At 62.9% G+C, this 18,156-nt stretch carries 16 protein-coding genes; 7 read left to right on the forward strand and 9 right to left on the reverse strand.

The genetic code is table 11. The annotated features are described in order from the left end of the window. Positions 1-52: 52 nt before the first annotated feature. Both NTY77_12370 and NTY77_12375 read right to left on the reverse strand, forming a co-directional pair. The gene (locus NTY77_12370) at positions 53-763 is read right to left on the reverse strand and encodes a response regulator transcription factor (protein MCX5796281.1); all 711 of its coding nucleotides are present in this window, start codon (positions 761-763) and stop codon (positions 53-55) included. Then, entirely contained in the window at positions 760-2,526 is a 1,767-nt protein-coding gene (locus tag NTY77_12375; protein MCX5796282.1) for a PAS domain S-box protein, read from the reverse strand. The genes NTY77_12370 and NTY77_12375 overlap by 4 nt, the downstream gene beginning before the upstream one ends. Positions 2,527-2,637: 111 nt before the next feature. Here NTY77_12375 and NTY77_12380 point away from each other — a divergent pair, with 111 nt between their 5' ends. From NTY77_12380 to NTY77_12410, 7 genes are all read left to right on the forward strand, one after another. Continuing rightward, a complete protein-coding gene (locus NTY77_12380; GenBank protein MCX5796283.1) occupies positions 2,638-3,039 on the forward strand; it encodes a cupin domain-containing protein in 402 nt (133 codons plus the stop codon). 44 nt (positions 3,040-3,083) lie between these two features. Next, positions 3,084-3,281 (forward strand): DUF1059 domain-containing protein, encoded by a 198-nt coding sequence (locus tag NTY77_12385; GenBank protein ID MCX5796284.1) that lies wholly within the window; start codon positions 3,084-3,086, stop codon positions 3,279-3,281. A gap of 78 nt (positions 3,282-3,359) precedes the next feature. Next, positions 3,360-4,583: an extracellular solute-binding protein gene (locus tag NTY77_12390; GenBank protein ID MCX5796285.1), complete on the forward strand. Its 1,224-nt coding sequence runs from the start codon at positions 3,360-3,362 to the stop codon at positions 4,581-4,583. Between the two features lie 180 nt (positions 4,584-4,763). Further along, positions 4,764-5,918 (forward strand): sugar ABC transporter permease, encoded by a 1,155-nt coding sequence (locus tag NTY77_12395; GenBank protein MCX5796286.1) that lies wholly within the window; start codon positions 4,764-4,766, stop codon positions 5,916-5,918. Then, a complete protein-coding gene (locus NTY77_12400; protein ID MCX5796287.1) occupies positions 5,911-6,786 on the forward strand; it encodes a carbohydrate ABC transporter permease in 876 nt (291 codons plus the stop codon). The genes NTY77_12395 and NTY77_12400 overlap by 8 nt, the downstream gene beginning before the upstream one ends. A 2-nt stretch (positions 6,787-6,788) precedes the next feature. Then, a complete protein-coding gene (gene ugpC / locus NTY77_12405) occupies positions 6,789-7,853 on the forward strand; it encodes a sn-glycerol-3-phosphate ABC transporter ATP-binding protein UgpC (protein ID MCX5796288.1) in 1,065 nt (354 codons plus the stop codon). 209 nt (positions 7,854-8,062) lie between these two features. After that, positions 8,063-8,938, forward strand: a complete 876-nt coding sequence (locus NTY77_12410) for a hypothetical protein (protein MCX5796289.1) — start codon at positions 8,063-8,065, stop codon at positions 8,936-8,938. 76 nt (positions 8,939-9,014) lie between these two features. On the opposite strand, the gene NTY77_12415 is transcribed toward NTY77_12410, so the two are convergent. From NTY77_12415 to NTY77_12445, 7 genes are all read right to left on the reverse strand, one after another. Then, a complete protein-coding gene (locus NTY77_12415) occupies positions 9,015-10,259 on the reverse strand; it encodes a sulfatase (GenBank protein MCX5796290.1) in 1,245 nt (414 codons plus the stop codon). Between the two features lie 128 nt (positions 10,260-10,387). Beyond that, a complete protein-coding gene (locus NTY77_12420) occupies positions 10,388-11,797 on the reverse strand; it encodes a radical SAM protein (GenBank protein MCX5796291.1) in 1,410 nt (469 codons plus the stop codon). Beyond that, positions 11,794-13,221: a radical SAM protein gene (locus NTY77_12425; GenBank protein ID MCX5796292.1), complete on the reverse strand. Its 1,428-nt coding sequence runs from the start codon at positions 13,219-13,221 to the stop codon at positions 11,794-11,796. The genes NTY77_12420 and NTY77_12425 overlap by 4 nt, the downstream gene beginning before the upstream one ends. Next, positions 13,218-14,225 (reverse strand): radical SAM protein, encoded by a 1,008-nt coding sequence (locus NTY77_12430; protein MCX5796293.1) that lies wholly within the window; start codon positions 14,223-14,225, stop codon positions 13,218-13,220. Before NTY77_12430 ends, NTY77_12425 begins: the two co-directional genes overlap by 4 nt. A 24-nt stretch (positions 14,226-14,249) precedes the next feature. After that, positions 14,250-15,479, reverse strand: coding sequence for a hypothetical protein (locus tag NTY77_12435; protein ID MCX5796294.1), 1,230 nt, complete (start codon positions 15,477-15,479; stop codon positions 14,250-14,252). Positions 15,480-15,537: 58 nt separating this feature from the next. Further along, on the reverse strand, positions 15,538-17,013 hold the full coding sequence (locus NTY77_12440) for an SGNH/GDSL hydrolase family protein (protein MCX5796295.1): 1,476 nt from the start codon (positions 17,011-17,013) through the stop codon (positions 15,538-15,540). A 14-nt stretch (positions 17,014-17,027) separates the two neighbouring features. Next, on the reverse strand, positions 17,028-18,155 hold the full coding sequence (locus NTY77_12445) for a GDSL-type esterase/lipase family protein (protein ID MCX5796296.1): 1,128 nt from the start codon (positions 18,153-18,155) through the stop codon (positions 17,028-17,030). Between the last annotated feature and the right edge of the window lies 1 nt (position 18,156).

The following is an 18,156-nucleotide window of genomic DNA, read 5'->3' on the forward strand; positions in this document are numbered from 1 at the left end:
GGAACTGGTAATCGGGGGTTGCCTTATTTGTTTCTAGGGGATTCCCCTAGGCCTATTTAGAGGCAGGCGGGGGCGCCGCGCGGCCTTCGGAAGCGACCCATTCCACGGCGGCCTGGGCCAGTTGGGGGGAGTTCTTGATGCCCAGCTTGAGCTTCATGTTCTCCCGGTGGGCCTCGATGGTCTTGACGCTGCGGTGGAGCACATCCGCGATCTCGCGGGTGGCATGCCCCTGGCCGATGAGCCGGAAGATCTGCAGCTCCTTGTCGGTGAGGAGCTCCACCGGCGAGAGGCCGGCCGGCTCGCCGCCGATCTGCCGGCGCAGGAGATCCGAGGTGACCTCCTCGCTGAAGAAGAGCCCTCCGGCGAGCACCTTGCGCACCGCGGCCAGCAGGCGCGGCGTGGGCTCTCCCTTCATGACGTAGCCCTGCGCCCCGGCCCGCATGGCTCTCTGCGCGTAGACCGACTCCTGGTGCATGGAGAGGATGAGCACGGGCAGCTGGAGCTTGCGGGCGCGCAGGTCCTTGACCAGGTCCAAGCCGTCGGCCGACTGCAGGGAGATGTCGACGATGGCCATGTCCGGGTTCTCCGCCTTGACGGCGCGCAGCGCGCTGAGGGAATCCTCGGCGAAGGAGCAGATCTCCAGGTCCGGCGTCTGGCCGAGCAGCTGCGCCAAGCCCTGGCGCACGATGGGATGGTCCTCCACGAGAAGGATGCGGGCCCGTGAGCCCGGGGTCCTGCCTGCGCTGCGCTTCTCCGGCTTCATGTTCTCCCTCCGTCGGGCGCGGCGGCGGGCGGGACCCGGCAGATCACCGCGGTCCCTCCGCCGACATGGCTCGATATGGTCAGCGTCCCGTGGATGATGCTGGCGCGGTGGCGCATGATGTCGAGGCCCATGCCCGCGCCCTTCTTGGGGGCCTCCAGCATCCCGGTCCCGTCGTCGGTAATGGTCAATTTCAGCCCGCGGTCGTCCTCGCTGAGGTCGATGGTGATCTCCCGGGGCCGGCCGTGGCGCACGGCGTTATGCACGGCTTCCTGGGCGATCCGGTAGAGGTGGTCGGCTACGCCCGGCTCGCGGACCAGGACGCGCCGGTCCGCCTCCAGGCGGCAGGACACCTTGGCGGTGGAGCGCACGTGGGCGGCCAGGCCGGCGAGGGCTTCCAGCAGGCCTTCGGGCCGGGCCGGGGCCGACTGCAGGCCCCGGGCGAGTTCGCGGACCTGGACGAGGGCGCGGTCCACGTGCCGGAGGAGCTCCGCCATGGCGCCGGCCTCGGGCGAGGACTGGTCCGAGAGCCGCTCCTGCAGGGCCCGCCCCAACAGCGCGATGCCCGTCAGCTGCTGGCCCAGGTCGTCGTGCAGGTCGTGGCCGATGTTGCGCCGCTCCCGGTCGCTGATCCGCAGGATCTTCTCCTCGAGCCGCCGGCGCTCGGTGATGTCCTGGAGCCAGGCGAAGAACCGGGCCGGGCGGCCTTGCTCGTCTTTGCTGGTCTCGCCTTCCACGTGGATGATGCGCTCGGCTCCGTCCGGCCTGCGGATCCGGTATTCCTCGGCCAGCCGTCCGCTGGTCGTGTCGTTGTCTTGCAGGGCTCTGCGCAGACGCTCGCGGTCATCCTCATGCACGTACCTGAGGAAGTTCTCCGGCTGGTCCGGCATCTCGTCCTTGCCTGCGCCGAAGATGCGGTGGACCCCTTGCGAACGGTAGACTTCGCCGGTCCGGAGATCGCGGACCACGCTGCCGATGCCGGCCAGGCGCTCGGCTTCCGCGAGCATGGCTTCGCTGCGGCGCAGAGCCTCCTGCGCCCGCCGGCGCGAGGTGATGTCGCGGCAGATGGTCATGATCAGGGGCTTCTCGCCCATCTGCACCACGGTGGCATTGATCTCGATGGGAGTGACCCTGCCTTCCCGGTCCGCGTAGTCGATCTCCAGGTTCCGGACGAAGCCGTTCTTGAAGCAGTCCGCGACAGCCGCGGCGTTGCGCTCCCGATCGGAAGGGACGGTCCACTCCATGACGCCGCGGCCGCGGATATCATCGAGGCCGCGGTGCCCGGAGAGGCGGACGTATTCGGGGTTGGCGTCGACGACCCGGCCCTCCCCGTCGACGACCACGTAGCCGGTGTTGGTGGTCTCGACCAGGGCCCGGTAAAGGCGCTCGCTCTCGATGAGATGGTCCTCGGCGAGCCGGCGCGCCGTGACGTCGCGGTAGTTGACGACGATGCCCTGGACGTCGGGGTTGGCCAGCTGGTCGTTGGCCACGATCTCGACCGTGCGCAGGGAGCCGTCCTTGTGCCGCAACTGCAGCTCGCGGCGCCCGCCCAGTTCCGGCTTGCCGACCAGCTCCCGGACAGCCTCGGGCCCGCCGCCGGACCCAGCCCCGTGGATGAAATCCCAGATGGGCTTGCCGACTACTTCCTCGGGCTTGTAGCCCAGGATCGGCTCTATGGAGGGCGTGTGATAGAGGACGAGGCCGTCCTGGCCTACGAGCATCACCGCGTCCCAGGAATTCTCGATGAGGGCCTGGAACCTCTTCATGCACTCCAATATTAGCAAGAATCCCGCCGGCGCCGCCGCACTTGATTATCTCTTGACCGCGCCGGGCTATCCTATCGACAGAAGGAGTGTTTCCGGAAAGGAGAGGGAGCCATGTCTAAGAACGCGGTCGTGGAAAAGGCGGCGCAGAAGATCGAGATCAAGAGCTTCGAAGCTCCCGACGAGCGGCGGGCCTTCCCGAAAGGGCGGCTGGAGCTCGTCAAGGTGGGAGGCGCGACGCTGGGCAAGGCGGTCCTGGAGCCGGGCTGGCGCTGGTCCGAGTCCGTGAAGCCCATCGCCAAGACCAAGAGCTGCGAGGCGCCCCATCTGCAGTATCATCTGGCCGGGACCCTGTGCATCCGGATGGACGACGGGACGGTGCGGGAATGCCGGGCCGGGGACGTGTCCGCGGTGCCCACGGGCCATGACGCCTGGGTGGTGGGCGACGAGCCGGTGGTGGTCGTAGATTTTCAGGGCATGGCCGAATACGCGGCTGGCCCCAGCCAGCGCAAGTAGCTGGGCCGGAGACGCGCTTTCATGGCCCTGCAGGAGGCAGCGCTATGGGTGAAACCAAGAGAGTGACGTTGGATTGCAGGCAGCATCCCAAGTCCGGCTGCACGCTGGCCTTGTCCGGCACGGAAGAGGAGGTCCTGGACATCGGGGAGTATCACGCGGTCACGAAGCACGGCTTCGAGAAGTCGCCGGCGCTGCGCGAACAGCTGAAGCAGTTCATCAAGACGGAGGCTTTCAGCGGTTGAGCGCGAAAGGGGTCGGACCTGTAGGGCGGCATCTTCGGATGCCGCCCCGCTTATTGTGGTATCATGGACTCCGCGACCATGAGACAGCCTTGGTCTTTCCTGCTGCTGGCCGGCTTGGCGGGCTTGGCCGCGTGCCGGCAGCCCGAGCCCGGCGGCCCTGACCGCCGCATCGTGCTCTGGGAGATGGAGGACGCCGCGGTCGCGCCCTACATCGACTCGGTCCTGGAGGCCTTCCGCAAGCTTCCCGGCAACGCGGACATCAAGATCGTCCGCACTCACTACCATCCGGAAGACCTGCGCCAGCAATTCCAGACCGCCTCCATCGCGGGCAACCCGCCGGACCTCCTCATCACGCAGTCGGACCCGGCCGGGATCTACTCGGTCTCCGGCTTCATCCTGCCCGTGGACGGCCTCTTCGACATGCGCCGCTACAACAAGACCGCGGTCGAGGCCATCTCCCAGGACGGCAAGGCCTGGGGCGTGCCCATCTCCAACGGCAACCATCTGATGCTGATGTACAACAAGAGCCTCGCCCCCCAGCCGCCGCGGACCACGGCCGAGCTCTTCGACTTCTGCGACCGGCGCGCACCCGGGCTGAAGCTGGACCGCTGCATGGCGTTCTTCTTGGGCGAACCGTATTGGCTGGTGCCCTGGATGGGCGCCTTTGGCGGCTGGCCCATGGACGGGCGCAGACCCACGCTGGATACTCCGGCCACGCGGCGGGCCCTGGAGTTCGTCCTGGAGCTCAAGGGCCGGGGCTATGTGCCGCAGGAATGCGATTACAACTGCGCCGACGCCCTGTTCACCGAGAAGAAGGTGGCCTTCGTCATCGGCGGCGACTGGGCCATATCCCGCTATGAAGCCCAGCTCAAGTCCGATCTGGGCATAGCCCGGATCCCGAAGCTCTCCCAGACCGGCCGCTGGCCCACGCCCATGGTGAGCGGCGCCTACTTCATGCTCAGCTCCAAGCTCCAGGGGGCCAAGCTCGAGCTGGCCAAGCGCCTGGTCGATTTCTATACCGACGAAGAGAACCAGATCGGACAGGCCAAGACCCTGATGCGCCTGCCGGCGCTCTCCCAGGCCAACCGGGCCAAGGTCATCATGGACGACCCCAATATGCGGGCCTCCATGGAGCAGCTTTTGGTCGGCCGGCCCATGCCCATGGCGACCGAGATGCGCGCGGTCTGGGACGCCATGCGGCCGCTCTACGGACGGGTGCTGTCCGGGAAGATGACGGTGGATGAGGCGGTCCCCATGATGCAGCGGGATGCCGAGAGCAAGATCCGGGAGATGAACGAGTGAAGAGGGGCGGGTCTCTTAAAGGAAGTTCCGCGCCGAAGGCGCGGAACTCCGGACCGACGCCCGCCAGGGCGCCGGTCCGCGCCGTAGACCACGGGCAGCCAACGTCGGCGCAGACGCCTGAGGGCGTCTGCGCGATTGCCGGCGCTTCGCGCCGGCAATTCAGGGGGGAGGCGAGCTGATATGATCTCATCCCTCTTGCAGGTGTTGGAATTCGTCGCCCTCCTGGCCGCCGCCGTCGCCGTCCTGGAGCTCTACCTCCATCTCCATTTCACCTATTATGACCGCCCTTGGTTCATCCCCGCGACCGTTTCCGCCGCGCCGGTTGTGGCGGCTGTGTCCGGACACAGTCTCGCAGCTGGACACCTTTTCTCTCTGGCTCTGGCCGCAGCCGGGGTGCAACTGGTCTCAGCCTTGGTCTTCAGGTATGTGGTGCGCGGCAAGCACTCCCTGCCCATCATGCTGCTGGCTCCGGGCTTCATCGGGCTGGGCCTGCTCATCGCCTATCCTCTGTTCTTCGAGGTCTATCTCGCCTTCCACGACCTCAAGCTCACCACCATCATGGCCTGGAGCCGGACCGGGCACATCCCTTTCGTGGGCTTGCGGCATTTCGGCAAGGTCTTCACCTCCTCGCCGCTCTCCTCGGTCACCTTCTGGCAGCTCTTCGGCCGCACGATCTGGTGGACCTTCATCAACGTCTTCTGCCATGTCACGGGCGGCTTCATCCTGGCCTTGCTGCTCAACAGCTGCGGCCGCTTCCGGGGGCTTTACCGGACCTTCCTGGTCATCCCCTGGGCCATGCCCCAGGTGGTGGCCATACTCGCCCTGCGCGGGGAGTTCCAGTCCCAGTACGGGTTCATCAACGTCATGCTGGGCCGCTTCGGCCTGGGGCCGGTGCAATGGCTGACCCAGCATCCCCTGCTGACCTGCACTTTGATCAACGTGTGGCTGGGCATCCCCTTCATGATGGTGATCATCCTGGGCGGGCTGCAGTCCATCTCCAAGCATTACTACGACGCGGCGGCCATAGACGGGGCCTCGGCCTGGCAGCAGCTCCGCCACATCACGGTGCCCCTGCTGCGTCCGGTCCTGGGCCCGGCCATCACCTTGGGCACGGTGTGGACCTTCAACAACATCAACGTCATCTACCTGGTGACGGGCCAGGCCGGGGGCACCGAGGACGCGGATATCCTCGTTTCGGCGCTTTACAAGGCCGCTTTCACTTTTTACCGTTATTCGTATTCCGCCGCTTTGGCCATCGTGATCTTCTTGATTTTGTTCTTCTTTTCTGTGTTGTGGCTGAAGTTCTCCAAGGGCTCGGAGTCGGTCTATGGCTGAGACCCGGGAGGACGTGGCGCGGGCTCTGGCCGCGCACCGCCGCAAGCAGACGGTTCAGGCCGTGCTCATCCACGCCGCTTTGATCGCGGCCTGCCTGATCTGCGTCTATCCTCTGCTGCGCATGGTCTCGGTCTCCCTGCGGCCCGGCGACCGCCTCATCTCCACCGACCTCTCGCTGCTCCCCGCCGGCGCGACCGCCGCTTCCTATCTCAGCGTCTTCAAGCAGACCAATTTCCTGCTCTGGCTCTGGAACTCCTTGGTCATCACCTGCGTGACCTCCTTCATCGGCGTGAGCCTGGCGGCCACCGGCGGCTACGCCTTCTCGCGCTTCAAGTTCCCGGGCGACAAGCTGGGCCTGACGCTCCTGCTGGGGACGCAGATGATACCGGCCGGCATGCTGCTTCTGCCGCTTTTTTTGATGATCATGCGCCTGGGGCTCATCAACACCTACCTGGGGATGATCGTCGCCTATTCCGTGACGTCCTTGCCCTTCAGCATCTGGATCCTCAAGGGCTACTACGACACCATCCCGCGCTCGCTCGAAGAAGCGGCTTTGGTCGACGGCACCAGCCGCTTCGGCGCCTTCTACCGCATCGTGCTGCCCCTCTCCACCCCGGCCCTGTCCATCGCCTTCCTCTTCAATTTCACGCAGGCCTGGAACGAGTACCTGGTGGCGCGGGTGGTGCTCTGCGATGCGCAGCGCTACACCTGGACCTTGGGGCTCTTCGAGCTGCAGGGCCAGTACCTGACGCAGTGGGGGATGTTCGCGGCCGGCTCATTCATGGTGACGGTGCCCGTCCTGCTCATCTTCCTCTATTCGTCGAAGTGGCTCATCTCGGGCCTGACCTTGGGCGGAGTGAAAGGATAAACATGGCATCAGTGACCTTGAGGCGCATCAGCAAGAGATACCAAGAGGCGACGGTCCTGCGCGAGATCAGCCTGGAGATCGCGGACCGCGAGTTCATGATCCTGGTCGGGCCCTCGGGCTGCGGCAAGTCCACGCTGCTGCGCATGGTCGCGGGCCTCGAGGACATCACGGAAGGCGAGATCCTCATCGACGGCAGGATCGTCAACCACCTGGCCCCGCGCGACCGGGAGATCGCCATGGTCTTCCAGGACTACGCCCTCTATCCGCACATGACGGTCGAGGAGAACATGAGCTTCGGCCTGCGCCTGCGCGCCGTGGCCAAGGCCGAGATCGACCGGCGGGTACAGGAGGCGGCGGGCATCCTGCAGATCCAGAGCCTCTTGAAGCGCACGCCGCGCGCCCTCTCCGGGGGGCAGCGCCAGCGCGTGGCCATCGGCCGCGCCATCGTGCGCAAGCCCAAGGCCTTCCTGTTCGACGAGCCGCTGAGCAACCTCGACGCCAAGCTGCGCGAGGAGATGCGCGTGGAGATCGCCAAGCTGCACCAGCGCCTGGGCGCGACCATCATCTACGTCACCCACGACCAGGTGGAGGCCATGACCTTGGGCTCGCGCATGGCCGTGATGAACGGCGGCATCATCCAGCAGGTGGGCACCCCGGCCGAGGCCTTCGCCCGCCCCGCCAACCATTTCGTGGCCGGCTTCATCGGCAGCCCGACCATGAACTTCCTTTCGGGAACGCTGGAGGGGGGGACCTTCAAGAGCCCGGACCTGGGCTTCAAGCTCCCCGGGGCGCGTGCCGCGGGCCCGGTGATCCTGGGAGTGCGGCCCGAGGGCATCTGCGTCGACCGCGCCGACGGCTCTGCGTCGAGCGAGCCCGTGCCGGCCGTCATCGAGGTGGTGGAGCTCTTGGGCTACAAGCGCAACCTGTACCTCAAGGCGGGCGAGAAGCGGCTATTGGCCACGGTGGACGCGTCCTTCGACGGCAAGCCCGGCGACACCGTCTCCATGAGCTTCCAGCTCGCCGGCATACACCTGTTCGACAAAGAGAGCAAGTCCCGCATCGCCTGAAGGCAAGTCCAAAGGGACGTCATAGTTCCTTCGAGTGCGATCCTGAATTACATGCACCTCTCTGTGGAATTCCGCTGACGGTACCATCCCTTTTCCATCCTTACCTCGATTATCGCGGCAAATAGCGAAAAATCATTATTTCGTAATCGTTTTTTTCCCGGGACTGCACGTCTTGCGGAACTTTTTGGCGTCCAACTCGTATATAGTATGTGGACCCAGAGAATTGGTTCGCCTACTGCGCCAAGAGAACCAACGCGGAACTCATAGCAGGCCTTAAGCGCCTCGACGGCAGGGAGTCGCGCTCTCTGGCGGCCATACTCGCGCATCTCTCCGAGCTCGATGACCGCATGGCCGTGCAGGAACTGGCCTTCCCTTCGCTGTTCAACTACTGCACCAGAGAGCTCGGCTACTCGGAAGCCGAAGCCCTGCTTCGCATCCGCACCGCGCGCGCCGCACGGCGCTACCCCAGCATCCTGACCATGATCGCTCAGCGGCGCATCCACGTGACGGCCGTGGCCAAGCTCTACCCGCATCTGACTTCCGCCAACTATCGCAGCTTGCTGGCCAAGGCCAGCCGGCGCTCCCTGGAGGAACTCGACCGTCTGCTCGCCGAGCTTGCGCCCCTCCCGGAAAAGCGGCCGGTGATCCGCATGCTCTCAGTCGGCGATCCCGCTCCGGCCTTGGAGAACGGCGGCCCGCCGAAGGATCCCTGTGGGGGCGCCGCAGCAGAAGACCTGTTCTCAGCGGCAGCCAGCGGCGAGCCGGCTGCGACCCTATCGCAGACGGAAGCGCCAGAGCAACGCGAAGGCCGCGTGCTCTTCAACTTCGTGGCCGGCGAGGAATTGCTGGCCAAATACAAACGGGCCAAGGGCCTGCTCTGGCACAAGTACCCGGCCGGCCGGCCGGAGCACATCTTCGACGATGCGCTCGAAGCCTTGCTGGACCGCAAGGACCCTGACCGGCGCATAGAACGGAAGCGGCGCCGGGCTGCGGCGCGGGAGGCCGTCCGGGCGCGGGCGCCCTGCCGGCGACTTTCTTCGCCGGGCCGGGCTCTTTCTGGCTCGCCTATCGGTTCGGCCACATGATGCTGGTGGAGTCCTACCGGGGTTCTATGCCTTCGTCTACGTCCGGAAAGGCCGCTGAGCCGGAAGACCCGAGCGCCTATGGCTGAGCTTTCGGGGGGGATGCGACTTTTTGACAATCATCCAGCCAACCGGTCAATTCCTTCTTTAGCTCTCTAGCGACCTCGGGTTCCCGCTCGACCAAATTGATCGACTCTTTAGGATCGCTTTTAACGTCATACAACTCGTAACCATATGTATCGGCTTTAGGATCACGAGTTGAAATGAACTTCCATCTAGCGGTCCTGATTGCTATGTCTCCCCTTTGCATAGCGGACGGTGGATGTCTTTTGGTTTCAGAATAAGCGTTCAGATTAAGATCGACATCATGATTCACCAAGGGCATCAGACTTATCCCTTGGATGGTGATTCCCGGATGGATATCCAGGATATCCAAGATGGTAGGCATGATATCGATAGAGCGTACCACCTTATCGATCAATTTATTCTTCGGGATGATTCCAGGTAACCTGACAATAAAAGGGACATGCATTGTTTCATCGTAAAGGTGATTGCCGTGAAACAGCTCGCCGTGCTCTAAGAATTCATCCGCATGGTCGGAAGTCACGATGATCAAAGTATCATCGAGCAAGCGCAGGCCTTTCATTTCATCGAGCAGGACGCCGATCTGATCATCCACGTATTTGATCTCGCCGTCATATTGAGAGATCACATATTCTAAAGCCCTGGGATGCTTCTTAAGGTAAGAGGGAAGGCGAGAGACCGCTTCGTCTACGATTTCTCTGGGGAAATCGTCATGAAAGTAGAACAAGATGTTGCCCGGAAGTTTCTTGAAACGCTCATCGACCCCGCCTCGGGAAAACAGCTTGTCATAAGGACGAGGGGGAGTGTAGGGGTTGTGAGCATCCGTGTAATTCAGATAGAGAAAAAATCGTTTCTTGGAGTTCGTCCTCAGCCAAGCGATGGCCTTCTCATTGATATATGGGGCTGCAAATCCCGCGCCGACCCCCGGTGAATCCGTGTCAAAATCCTGCCCGATCAGCGGCCCCGTAGGGCCTCCAAAGAGTGCGGTCACATAAGCTTCTTTTTTCAATATCTTCGGGAGAGTCGCGAATCTCTTGGGAGACCCGCCGTTGGATTGAAAAACAGGCGGATACAGGGAGGTGAATATCGAATACATGGATAGGGGACCGGCCGGCACTGGGCTGAAAGCCTGAGTGAACAGCGTCCCCTCTTTCGCCAATGCATCGATATGAGGGCTGGTGTCCCGGTGATAGCCGTAGCAGCCAAGATGATCGGCTCTCAAGATGTCGACGACGATCATGACGACATTGAAATCCTTTGCTCTCTTGTTATGGTTGGAAATCAAAAAATAAGAAAGCCAAGGGATCGCCAATATCGCGACAAAGAATAAGAATCTCCTGTTCCTCACCCGATCGATCCCTGGAATCGCTATCCGAATATGAATCTCCCCAGGACCTTCCTGAAGGGGGAAACGAGTCTCAGCAGGAAGTCTCCCCACGGGGATTCATAGATGAAGAACGCTATGGCTTTCTTCAGGGATGTCTCCCTGTAGACGTTGTAGCCGAACCACTGGTTCCGCTGCCTGATGAGCCGGTCCGGGAAATCGGGCATGGCCAGAAGAGGCGAGCGGAAAGTGACATATGAGCGGGGCAGCTCCAGATGCGGCGGAAGATAGCCCATCTTCACGGCCCGGTCATGCAGCGCCGTGCCGGGAAGGGGGAAGTAGATGGTCAGGGTGTACATGTCGGGCTGGATCTTCCTGATGAGGTCCTCCGTGTCATCGAACATCCGCGGGGTCTCTCCAGGCAAGCCGATGATGGTGAAGGCTTCCGTCATGAATCCCAGGGACTTGACGTAGGCGAAGGTCTCCACCGCTTCCTCATTCGAGAAATGCTTGTTGATGACGGTCCTGCGGAACTCCTCATTGCCGGTCTCGATGCCGAAGCCTATCCTGCGCCCGCCCGCATCCTTCAGCCTCGCGAGGAGCCCCTTGTTCTTCATGGGGATATGCCCATAGAAGTCGAAGGGCAGGCGCACCTCGCGGCGGTAGATCCCGCAGAATTCCTCCACGAGAGCCTCATTGGCCATGAATGTGTCATCCATGAAGTTGATTTCCCGCAAGTCGTATCGTTTCCGGCACGCCAGGATCTCGGCGACCACCCTCTGAGCGGAACGGTAGCGGACGTATCTCCCCGCCTGTTTGGAAGAGAGCGCTTTGTTGGAGCAGAACGCGCACCCGAAAGGACAGCCCCGGGTGAGCCTGAAACCGTTCTCGCCGGAGATGGATTTGAAACCGAAACGGCGGGAGGTCGCCCCTTCGGCGAACAGCTCTCGATCGACCGGGGGGAGGGCGTCGAGGTCCGAGAGGAAAGGCCCCGGCTCGCTCCTGACGATGCGGTCGCCATGCTTGACATGAAGCCCCGCCACCCCTTCAGGACGCTCGCCTCTTTCGAGGGACCGCACCACCTCCAGCAGGACCCTCTCTCCTTCCCCGACACAGAGAGCATCGAGCCTCTCGCACTCGAGCAGACAGTCCGGATTCAGCGTGGGATGGGGGCCGCCGCAGATCGTGAAGACCTCCCGGTCTTTCACCAGGGCCAGAAGATCCTTGACGAATCGATACTGATCCCAGCTCACGTAGAAGGCGATCACATGAGGCTTGAAATCCTCCAACTGCCTCTGAAACTGCCGCCCATCGTAATGCGGCGACATGTAGCACAGCCTTATGTCCCGATAGCCATGCTCCTTCAGGTACGCGGACAGGGAAGCCAGGCCGTACTGGAAGCCGTAGCTCCCCAGCTTGACGTTGATCATGGTGTAAACGAAGAGTATTCTCATGCGCATCTCCCGGAGCGCGTCATGCTCATGAGCCTGAAGAAGCCTCTGAGGTAGCTTTTCAGCACGGCCATGTTCCGTATGGATCTCAACGCTCGGATGAGGTATGAGGGCCGCAGGTAGAAGCCCCGCGCCGCCCGCGAGTAAGCAGCCTTCAGGTACTCGGGCGTCAGCCCCTCCTGAAAGAACCAGACCTCGGTCCCACTATATGAAGGATTGTCCCAGACTTCCTGGTTGAGACGGTAGCCGCGGATGATCTTCTCCCGCAACCGGGAGCCGAGCGGGATGGCCAGGTTGAACCCCGCGAAACTCAGATCGAGCGACTGCGCGAAGGAGATGGTCTTCTCAACGGTCTCCACGGTCTCTCCGGGATAGTTCAGGATGAACATCCCGTTGGCGGCTATCCCGGCCTCGTTCGTCCACCTCACGGCATCCCTGGCCTGCCTGGTGGTCGTGCCCTTGTCCATCTTTTTCAAGATCTCATCGTCGCCGGACTCGATCCCGTAGCTGATGCTGCGGCAGCCCGCTCTCTTCATGAGCCCCAGGAGTTCCCGGTCCACCTCATCCACCCTGGCCGAGCATCTCCAGATGATGTCGAGTCTCTTCTCGATGAGCAGGCGGCACAGCCGGACCGCGCGCTCCTTCGAGACGGTCAGAGTGTCATCGTAGAACTTGATCTCTCTCACCCGGTACTTCCGGATCATCTCCTCGATCTCTGCCACGATCCTCTCGGGAGCGCGCAGCCGCACACGGCCCAGCCAGACGGCCTTGTCGTCGCAGAATTCGCAGTGATAGGGGCAGCCGCGGGATGAGAGGATCGGCAGTTGGGGCAGCCTGAGGAACTGCCCGGGGGCCAGGTCCCTGTAGGCGGCGAGGTCGAAGAGATGCCTGGCCGGCGAGGGTATGGAGTCGATATCGTCGATGAGAGGACGCCGGGGCGTCTCCAGGATCTCGTCGCCGCGCCGGAAAGCGACGGACCGGACGCGCTCGAGATCGCCTCCTCTGGCCAGGCAGTCGAGGACCTCGACGACGGTCTGCTCCCCTTCGCCGATGACGGCCAGGGAAAAAGCTGCGCATCTGAGCAGGACATCCTTGCCCCCATAGACCGAGGGGTAGGCGCCTCCGACCATGAGGCAGACTGAGCGGTCCAGACGCCGCGCGGCCTGCGCGAGGTCGCAGGCGCTCCGTATCGAAGCGATGGTCGTGCTGAAGCCGATGACGTCGAGACCGCCCCGCCTTACGCGCTCAAGGAGCTTTTCCCCGGGATTCCTCAGGACCTGGCAATCCATGATCTCGACGTGGTGTCGATCCCTTTCCAGGGCGGCGGCCACATACGCCAAGCCTATGGGGAAGGAGGCGTCGCCGCTGTAGATGAAGCCGGGAACAGGCTTATCGTCGAGGGGCGGCTGCACGAGCAGAACGTTCATCGGCCATCTCGCCTGAGGACCAGATGCCTCATGAAATTCGCTACAGCCTCGGGATTCAGAGAAAGGATCATGGATTCCTCTACCCCGAAATTGCAGTAATGCCTGGCGCAGGGATTCCTGCGGAGTTTGTCAAAGGCGGCCCTGAAGCCCAGCTCGACGCCGTTGGGCAGAGCGGCATCGCCCAGCTGCAGGCCGCAAGCCCCGATATTGCCGCGGCAATCGACCGCGCAGTAGAGATCCCCCGCCTTGCAGTCGAAGGGCCGCTTCTGGAAATCCCCGCTCGCCATGTAGCGCAGGAAAGTCCAGGAGCTCAAGACCGGATAGCCTCCCTTCTTCCTCTCGATCAGCGATTGGAATGCCTTCCGGCAGTCCTCTTCTCCCGGGACCATCTTCTCGAAGTCGGCCCGGGAGATGGAGCGGGGATGGTGGAAGAGCAAAGTGAACAACGAGGAGAAGCCCGTGGCGCGGGCCAGCTCCAGGATGAAGCCGATGTCCTGAAGGTTGAGCCTGGTCAGGACCGTGCTGGTTATGACGGGCTTGCCCAGCTTTCTCATCGCGGCGATGCCTTCCACCGCCCTCCTGAAGGAGCCGGGCATCCGCATCGAATCGTGAACGCCCTCGGAGCCGTCCAGGCTCACGATGACCAGATCGAGTCCTTTCAATCTTGGAGCCATCCCGGCCAGGAGATATCCATTGGTCGCAAGATTGACGATCAAGCCCTTGGCCTTGCCGTAGGCGATGATGTCCTCTATGTCGTCCCTCAGAAGGGGCTCACCCCCGGTCAGCCCGATCCTGCGCGTGCCGAGTCCGTAAAAGTCGTCCATCAGCGAGAACACCTGGGCCGTCGTCATCTCCGGCATGCCGTCCTTGGTCTGGTCGCAGTATCGGCACTTGAAATTGCACCTGTCGGTCAGTTCGACGGAGACGGAAAGGGGGATCCTCCGGCCGAGGATGCAGGCCTTGAACGCGGAATCGAGGAATGAAAGGCACTGCGATAGTCTCATGTTCAGGAAGCCTTTCCTGGAGCCTCAGCGCATTGCGCGCAGAGCCCGCGGGCTGAGGTGTCGGGGTCCGGGGCTCTTGCAGGCCTTCAGTCTGCTGGCGATCTGGGGAAGAGCGATGAGCTTGGCATGGAGGAGTCCCGCGACGTAGGCCCCGCCCTCGGCCGTATAGTGCGCCGTGAACGGAAGGCGGTCCGGGATGAACAGCCCGCGGAGCCTGTAGAGGGGCAGCTTCCACATCTCGGCATCGAGGTCCAGGAATACGATGCCCCGGGAAGGGAGCTGACGAGCCAGGAACCGCCGTAAAGGCTCGTCCTCTTGCGGGTGGGCTACGCGCGGGCTGTTCGGGAGGAGCACCACGACCAGCACGCTGCCTTTGGCCCGGCCGGTCTGCGCGAGCTCTTCCAATATCCGGATCAGACGGGCCTGCGTGGAGGCGCGCTGAGCCTCCGTCCGCGCTTCCGGCCGCGCCTGCGGCCGCGCCTCCGGCCGCGACGTCAGGGCGCTGGCGTTGCTGCGGAACAGCTTGACGATGTGGAGCTCCTGAAAGGGGGCGAGGAAGGACTGCAGTTTGTACCGATACCAGGGATTGTGCACAGGCCGGTTGGCCACTTCGAGGCGGCCCTCGTGGAGGTCCAGCCGGGGCCTGTCGAGGAATCCATCCTTCAGTTGGTCGAGACGGGACACGTCCAACGGGATCAGCGCCACGATATGGACCGCGTGTTCGAGGGGAGCGCCGGCGCGCATATACCAGAGGTACATCTGGTCGATCCCGTAACGGCTCTGCCCCATGTTCACCGTCTCGATGCGAGGGTCGATGGCCGCAAGCTGGTCCGGCCAAGTCTCGCCGTTGCTGACCCCGAGGCCGAAAGTCATGGAGTCCCCCGAGCAGAGGATCCGCAGCCGCCCCTGGGGGGCCGCAGCCGGGAAATCCACGTCGTTGCGGAATCCTTGGGAATTCGTCTGGACCCGGTCGTCGGGGGCGTGGGCGTACCTGACCAGGAGGTTCGGCTGAAGGGTGTGCCCGATGACGGGGTCCTCCCGGCCCATGATGGGGTCTTCCCGGGCCGAGGCGGGCTCTCCCCGGGAGTTTATCCATTTCGGACGGCTCTTCGCGCCGCGGATGACCAGGATGGGGCCACAGAGCCCTTCGATAAGAGCGAGGAAGAGAAGGGCGCACAGCATCCCTGCCCCGGCCAGGGCGAGTTTGTGGGACAGCCGCAAAGACGGGTTCCTTGGTCCGGGGCTCTTTTGCACGCGCGGTCCCTTGACGATGACTTGGCCTATTCTCGGAGCTATAGTAACAAATCGCGAGTCAGTAGCGGAGCTTTCTTGGGGGGGTGAAGACTTTGAGCCTCTGGGAAAACATCCTCGGGGCGTCGAAGGCTTTGACCTTTTCGGAGAACTCCCTGGAACCCTTTGGCGGAAGGCCCGCCTTTTGACGCAACCAGCCAAGGGCAACAGCGGCCAGTTCGTCGCATTTCCCGCCGGGGCAGCGCTGCGAGATCATTTCCAGCCCCGGGATGGCGGTCAGGAACCAGCCTTTGGCCAAGTACATCATGAACACAGGCGTTCCCGTGTTTTTTACGGCCTTATAGTAATCCTTCACGTCATCATAAACCGGGGGCTTCGGTTCCCGAGGCTCCGTCCCATCCCAATAGCCCTTGATGCGCTCGAACCATGATCTGGCCAGGAAACAATAGCCCTCGGGCGACAGATGGATCTCATCGGCGAAATACCTATCCGCCACGACCCGGTGCGGCGATGCCTTTTCAAGCGCAGCATGAAAATCGATGAAATCCGCGCCATTGCGCTCAGCGGCGCTCTGCCATGGTTTCGCCCTTGCATCAACCTCCCGCATGTGTCGGACCATCGGCAGATCTCCATCGGATCTGCCGCCCGGCTTGCCTGTCGCCATAGCCTTGAAAAGGGCGATGAAATCACAAGTGTCCGTCAATCGACACGCAAGCAGTCTCCGATAATCATCCGTCATGGGGATGGATTTCTCCCCGGCATCGATGAGCGAATGGATAGGAGGCTCTATCTGCGAGACGGCGCTTCGGACCGGCGTCGTCACGATCACTTTAGCCCCCGTCTCCGCGGCGATCGTCACGAGCAGGTCGGCCCATCTCGGGAAAGGGTCCAAGGCCCCCGGACCCTGCGCTGGATCCCGAACCTGCGCTGGATTCCGATTCGGGCGCTTTGGGGGCCGGAGGGACCACAAGAACGGGGGGACAAAAACCCTCGCGCACCAGAACAACTGGGACTTTCCCATGAGCCCTCGCCACAATCTGTGGAATCCAGGCCGGCTCACAGGCCAACGCTGCTCGCCGGGCATATTCCCATCATTCATCCCCATATAGAATATGAGGAAATCAGGATCATAGCGGCGCGCATAGAGCAGATAGTAATAGGCGCTGGCGCATATCGAGGCCGTACGCCCCATGTTTATCACCTTGATGGCGCGGTCGGGATAGGCCTTGACCAGCATATCGTATAGCATGGTGGGCGCCGATGCGTTGGCATCCAGCGGGGCGCCCTCGACGCTTGATTCTCCAAAAACGAATATCCGCACCTCTCCGGACGGCTTTCTTTCCGGCAGGCGCAGGCCGCGGGGAAATCTCCGCATGGGCTGTGGGACGACGCCCGTCACAAGAGGCAGAGGATTGAGGTAGATCCCATCCCTCAGCCAGACCGGTCCTTGAGAAGAAACAAAGAGTCTTGCCGCAGACTCAAGAACGGACAAGACGAGCACAAGGCTCGTCAAAAACAACAATGCTCTTTGACCCACTGAAAGCTCCTGGTCTACTTGACGGCCTGGTCTGACAACCGCCGGCTTTTGTCCCGCATCAACCTCCGGGCCAGAGGCGCCAGCGCCTCCGCGATCCAGCGGTGGCCTGCGGCGTTGGGATGTGAGGCATCGGCGTAATAGCTGTCGGGGGCAGGGATGTCCCGCAGCAACTCCCCCAGATCCAAGAAAAGAGCGCCAGTCCGGACCGCGACCCGGCGCATCGCCTCCCGGTATTGCGGCTCGAGCAGCTTCATATGCATGTAAAGCCTACGGAAGGCGGCATCATCCCTTATGCGGCGGGGGTCATGGGGCAGGCAGCTCTCTTCCGTGCAGATCGGCATCGGCGCCAGGAGCACCACATCCGCCTTCTGCAGCTGGGCCATCCGGACCATGTCCGTCAGATTGTCTTCATAGTCCGGCCGGACCGGGACCCGCACCCCATTGTGAGGGCCGTATTCGGGGAAGCGATGGGAGGGCCAGAAGCCGCCGCGCAGATACCGATAGAGGGCGCTGTGGGACAGGAGTCCACGGACTGTCCGCGAGCGGGCACCCGTGACCAGGTCCTTGTCCGGCCGACCAGCGGGGAACCAATCCGCTCCCATGATGGAGATGATGACCAGATCGAACCGATAATCCTTGAGAAGCCTGCGCTCCAACTCCCGCGCCTGGAAAGTGGAATAGCCAGGGACCCCGGCATTGAGAGCTTCCACTGATATCCGCCGCGTTCTGGCCGAGAGGATGTCTTCCAGAACGGAAGGGAAAGTCTCCTCGCCGTTGACCTGCTCTCCCCATACGGGAGAATTCCCCAACGCCAGTATCCAGTAGTGAGCCTTGGTCCTGCGCAGGGGGAACTCATGGCTCCTCAGGCCGAGGGAGTTGGTGCGTACGGTCGTGATCTCCCCTGTCGTCGGTAGCCTCTGTTCAGCGCGGGCATCCGGCTTCGGTTTCCAAAAAAGGAGCGGATCATAGACGTAAAGGCCGTCCTTGCCGCCGCGTCCGCCCCCATACGGCCCTCCCGGAGGATAAGGCTCTCGGGGGAGACTCACCGCTGCCCTGACCAGGAGCTCGGCCGCGGGCAGCACGGCGGCCAGGAGCAGGATCCCCAGGAGCGAAGCTTTCAGCCGCTCATCGCGAGGGATCATC

It is taken from the genome of Elusimicrobiota bacterium, from assembly GCA_026388095.1.
In the GTDB taxonomy this organism is placed as follows: Bacteria; Elusimicrobiota; Elusimicrobia; order UBA1565; family UBA9628; genus UBA9628.

Bases quoted from the DNA above. Each gene is read 5' to 3' on its own strand.
- NTY77_12370 (MCX5796281.1), bottom strand. From the start codon at position 763: ATGAAGCCGGAGAAGCGCAGCGCAGGCAGGACCCCGGGCTCACGGGCC.
- NTY77_12375 (MCX5796282.1), bottom strand. From the start codon at position 2,526: ATGAAGAGGTTCCAGGCCCTCATCGAGAATTCCTGGGACGCGGTGATG.
- NTY77_12380 (MCX5796283.1), top strand. From the start codon at position 2,638: ATGTCTAAGAACGCGGTCGTGGAAAAGGCGGCGCAGAAGATCGAGATC.
- NTY77_12385 (MCX5796284.1), top strand. From the start codon at position 3,084: ATGGGTGAAACCAAGAGAGTGACGTTGGATTGCAGGCAGCATCCCAAG.
- NTY77_12390 (MCX5796285.1), top strand. From the start codon at position 3,360: ATGAGACAGCCTTGGTCTTTCCTGCTGCTGGCCGGCTTGGCGGGCTTG.
- NTY77_12395 (MCX5796286.1), top strand. From the start codon at position 4,764: ATGATCTCATCCCTCTTGCAGGTGTTGGAATTCGTCGCCCTCCTGGCC.
- NTY77_12400 (MCX5796287.1), top strand. From the start codon at position 5,911: ATGGCTGAGACCCGGGAGGACGTGGCGCGGGCTCTGGCCGCGCACCGC.
- ugpC (MCX5796288.1), top strand. From the start codon at position 6,789: ATGGCATCAGTGACCTTGAGGCGCATCAGCAAGAGATACCAAGAGGCG.
- NTY77_12415 (MCX5796290.1), bottom strand. From the start codon at position 10,259: ATGATCGTCGTCGACATCTTGAGAGCCGATCATCTTGGCTGCTACGGC.
- NTY77_12420 (MCX5796291.1), bottom strand. From the start codon at position 11,797: ATGAGAATACTCTTCGTTTACACCATGATCAACGTCAAGCTGGGGAGC.
- NTY77_12425 (MCX5796292.1), bottom strand. From the start codon at position 13,221: ATGAACGTTCTGCTCGTGCAGCCGCCCCTCGACGATAAGCCTGTTCCC.
- NTY77_12430 (MCX5796293.1), bottom strand. From the start codon at position 14,225: ATGAGACTATCGCAGTGCCTTTCATTCCTCGATTCCGCGTTCAAGGCC.
- NTY77_12445 (MCX5796296.1), bottom strand. From the start codon at position 18,155: ATGATCCCTCGCGATGAGCGGCTGAAAGCTTCGCTCCTGGGGATCCTG.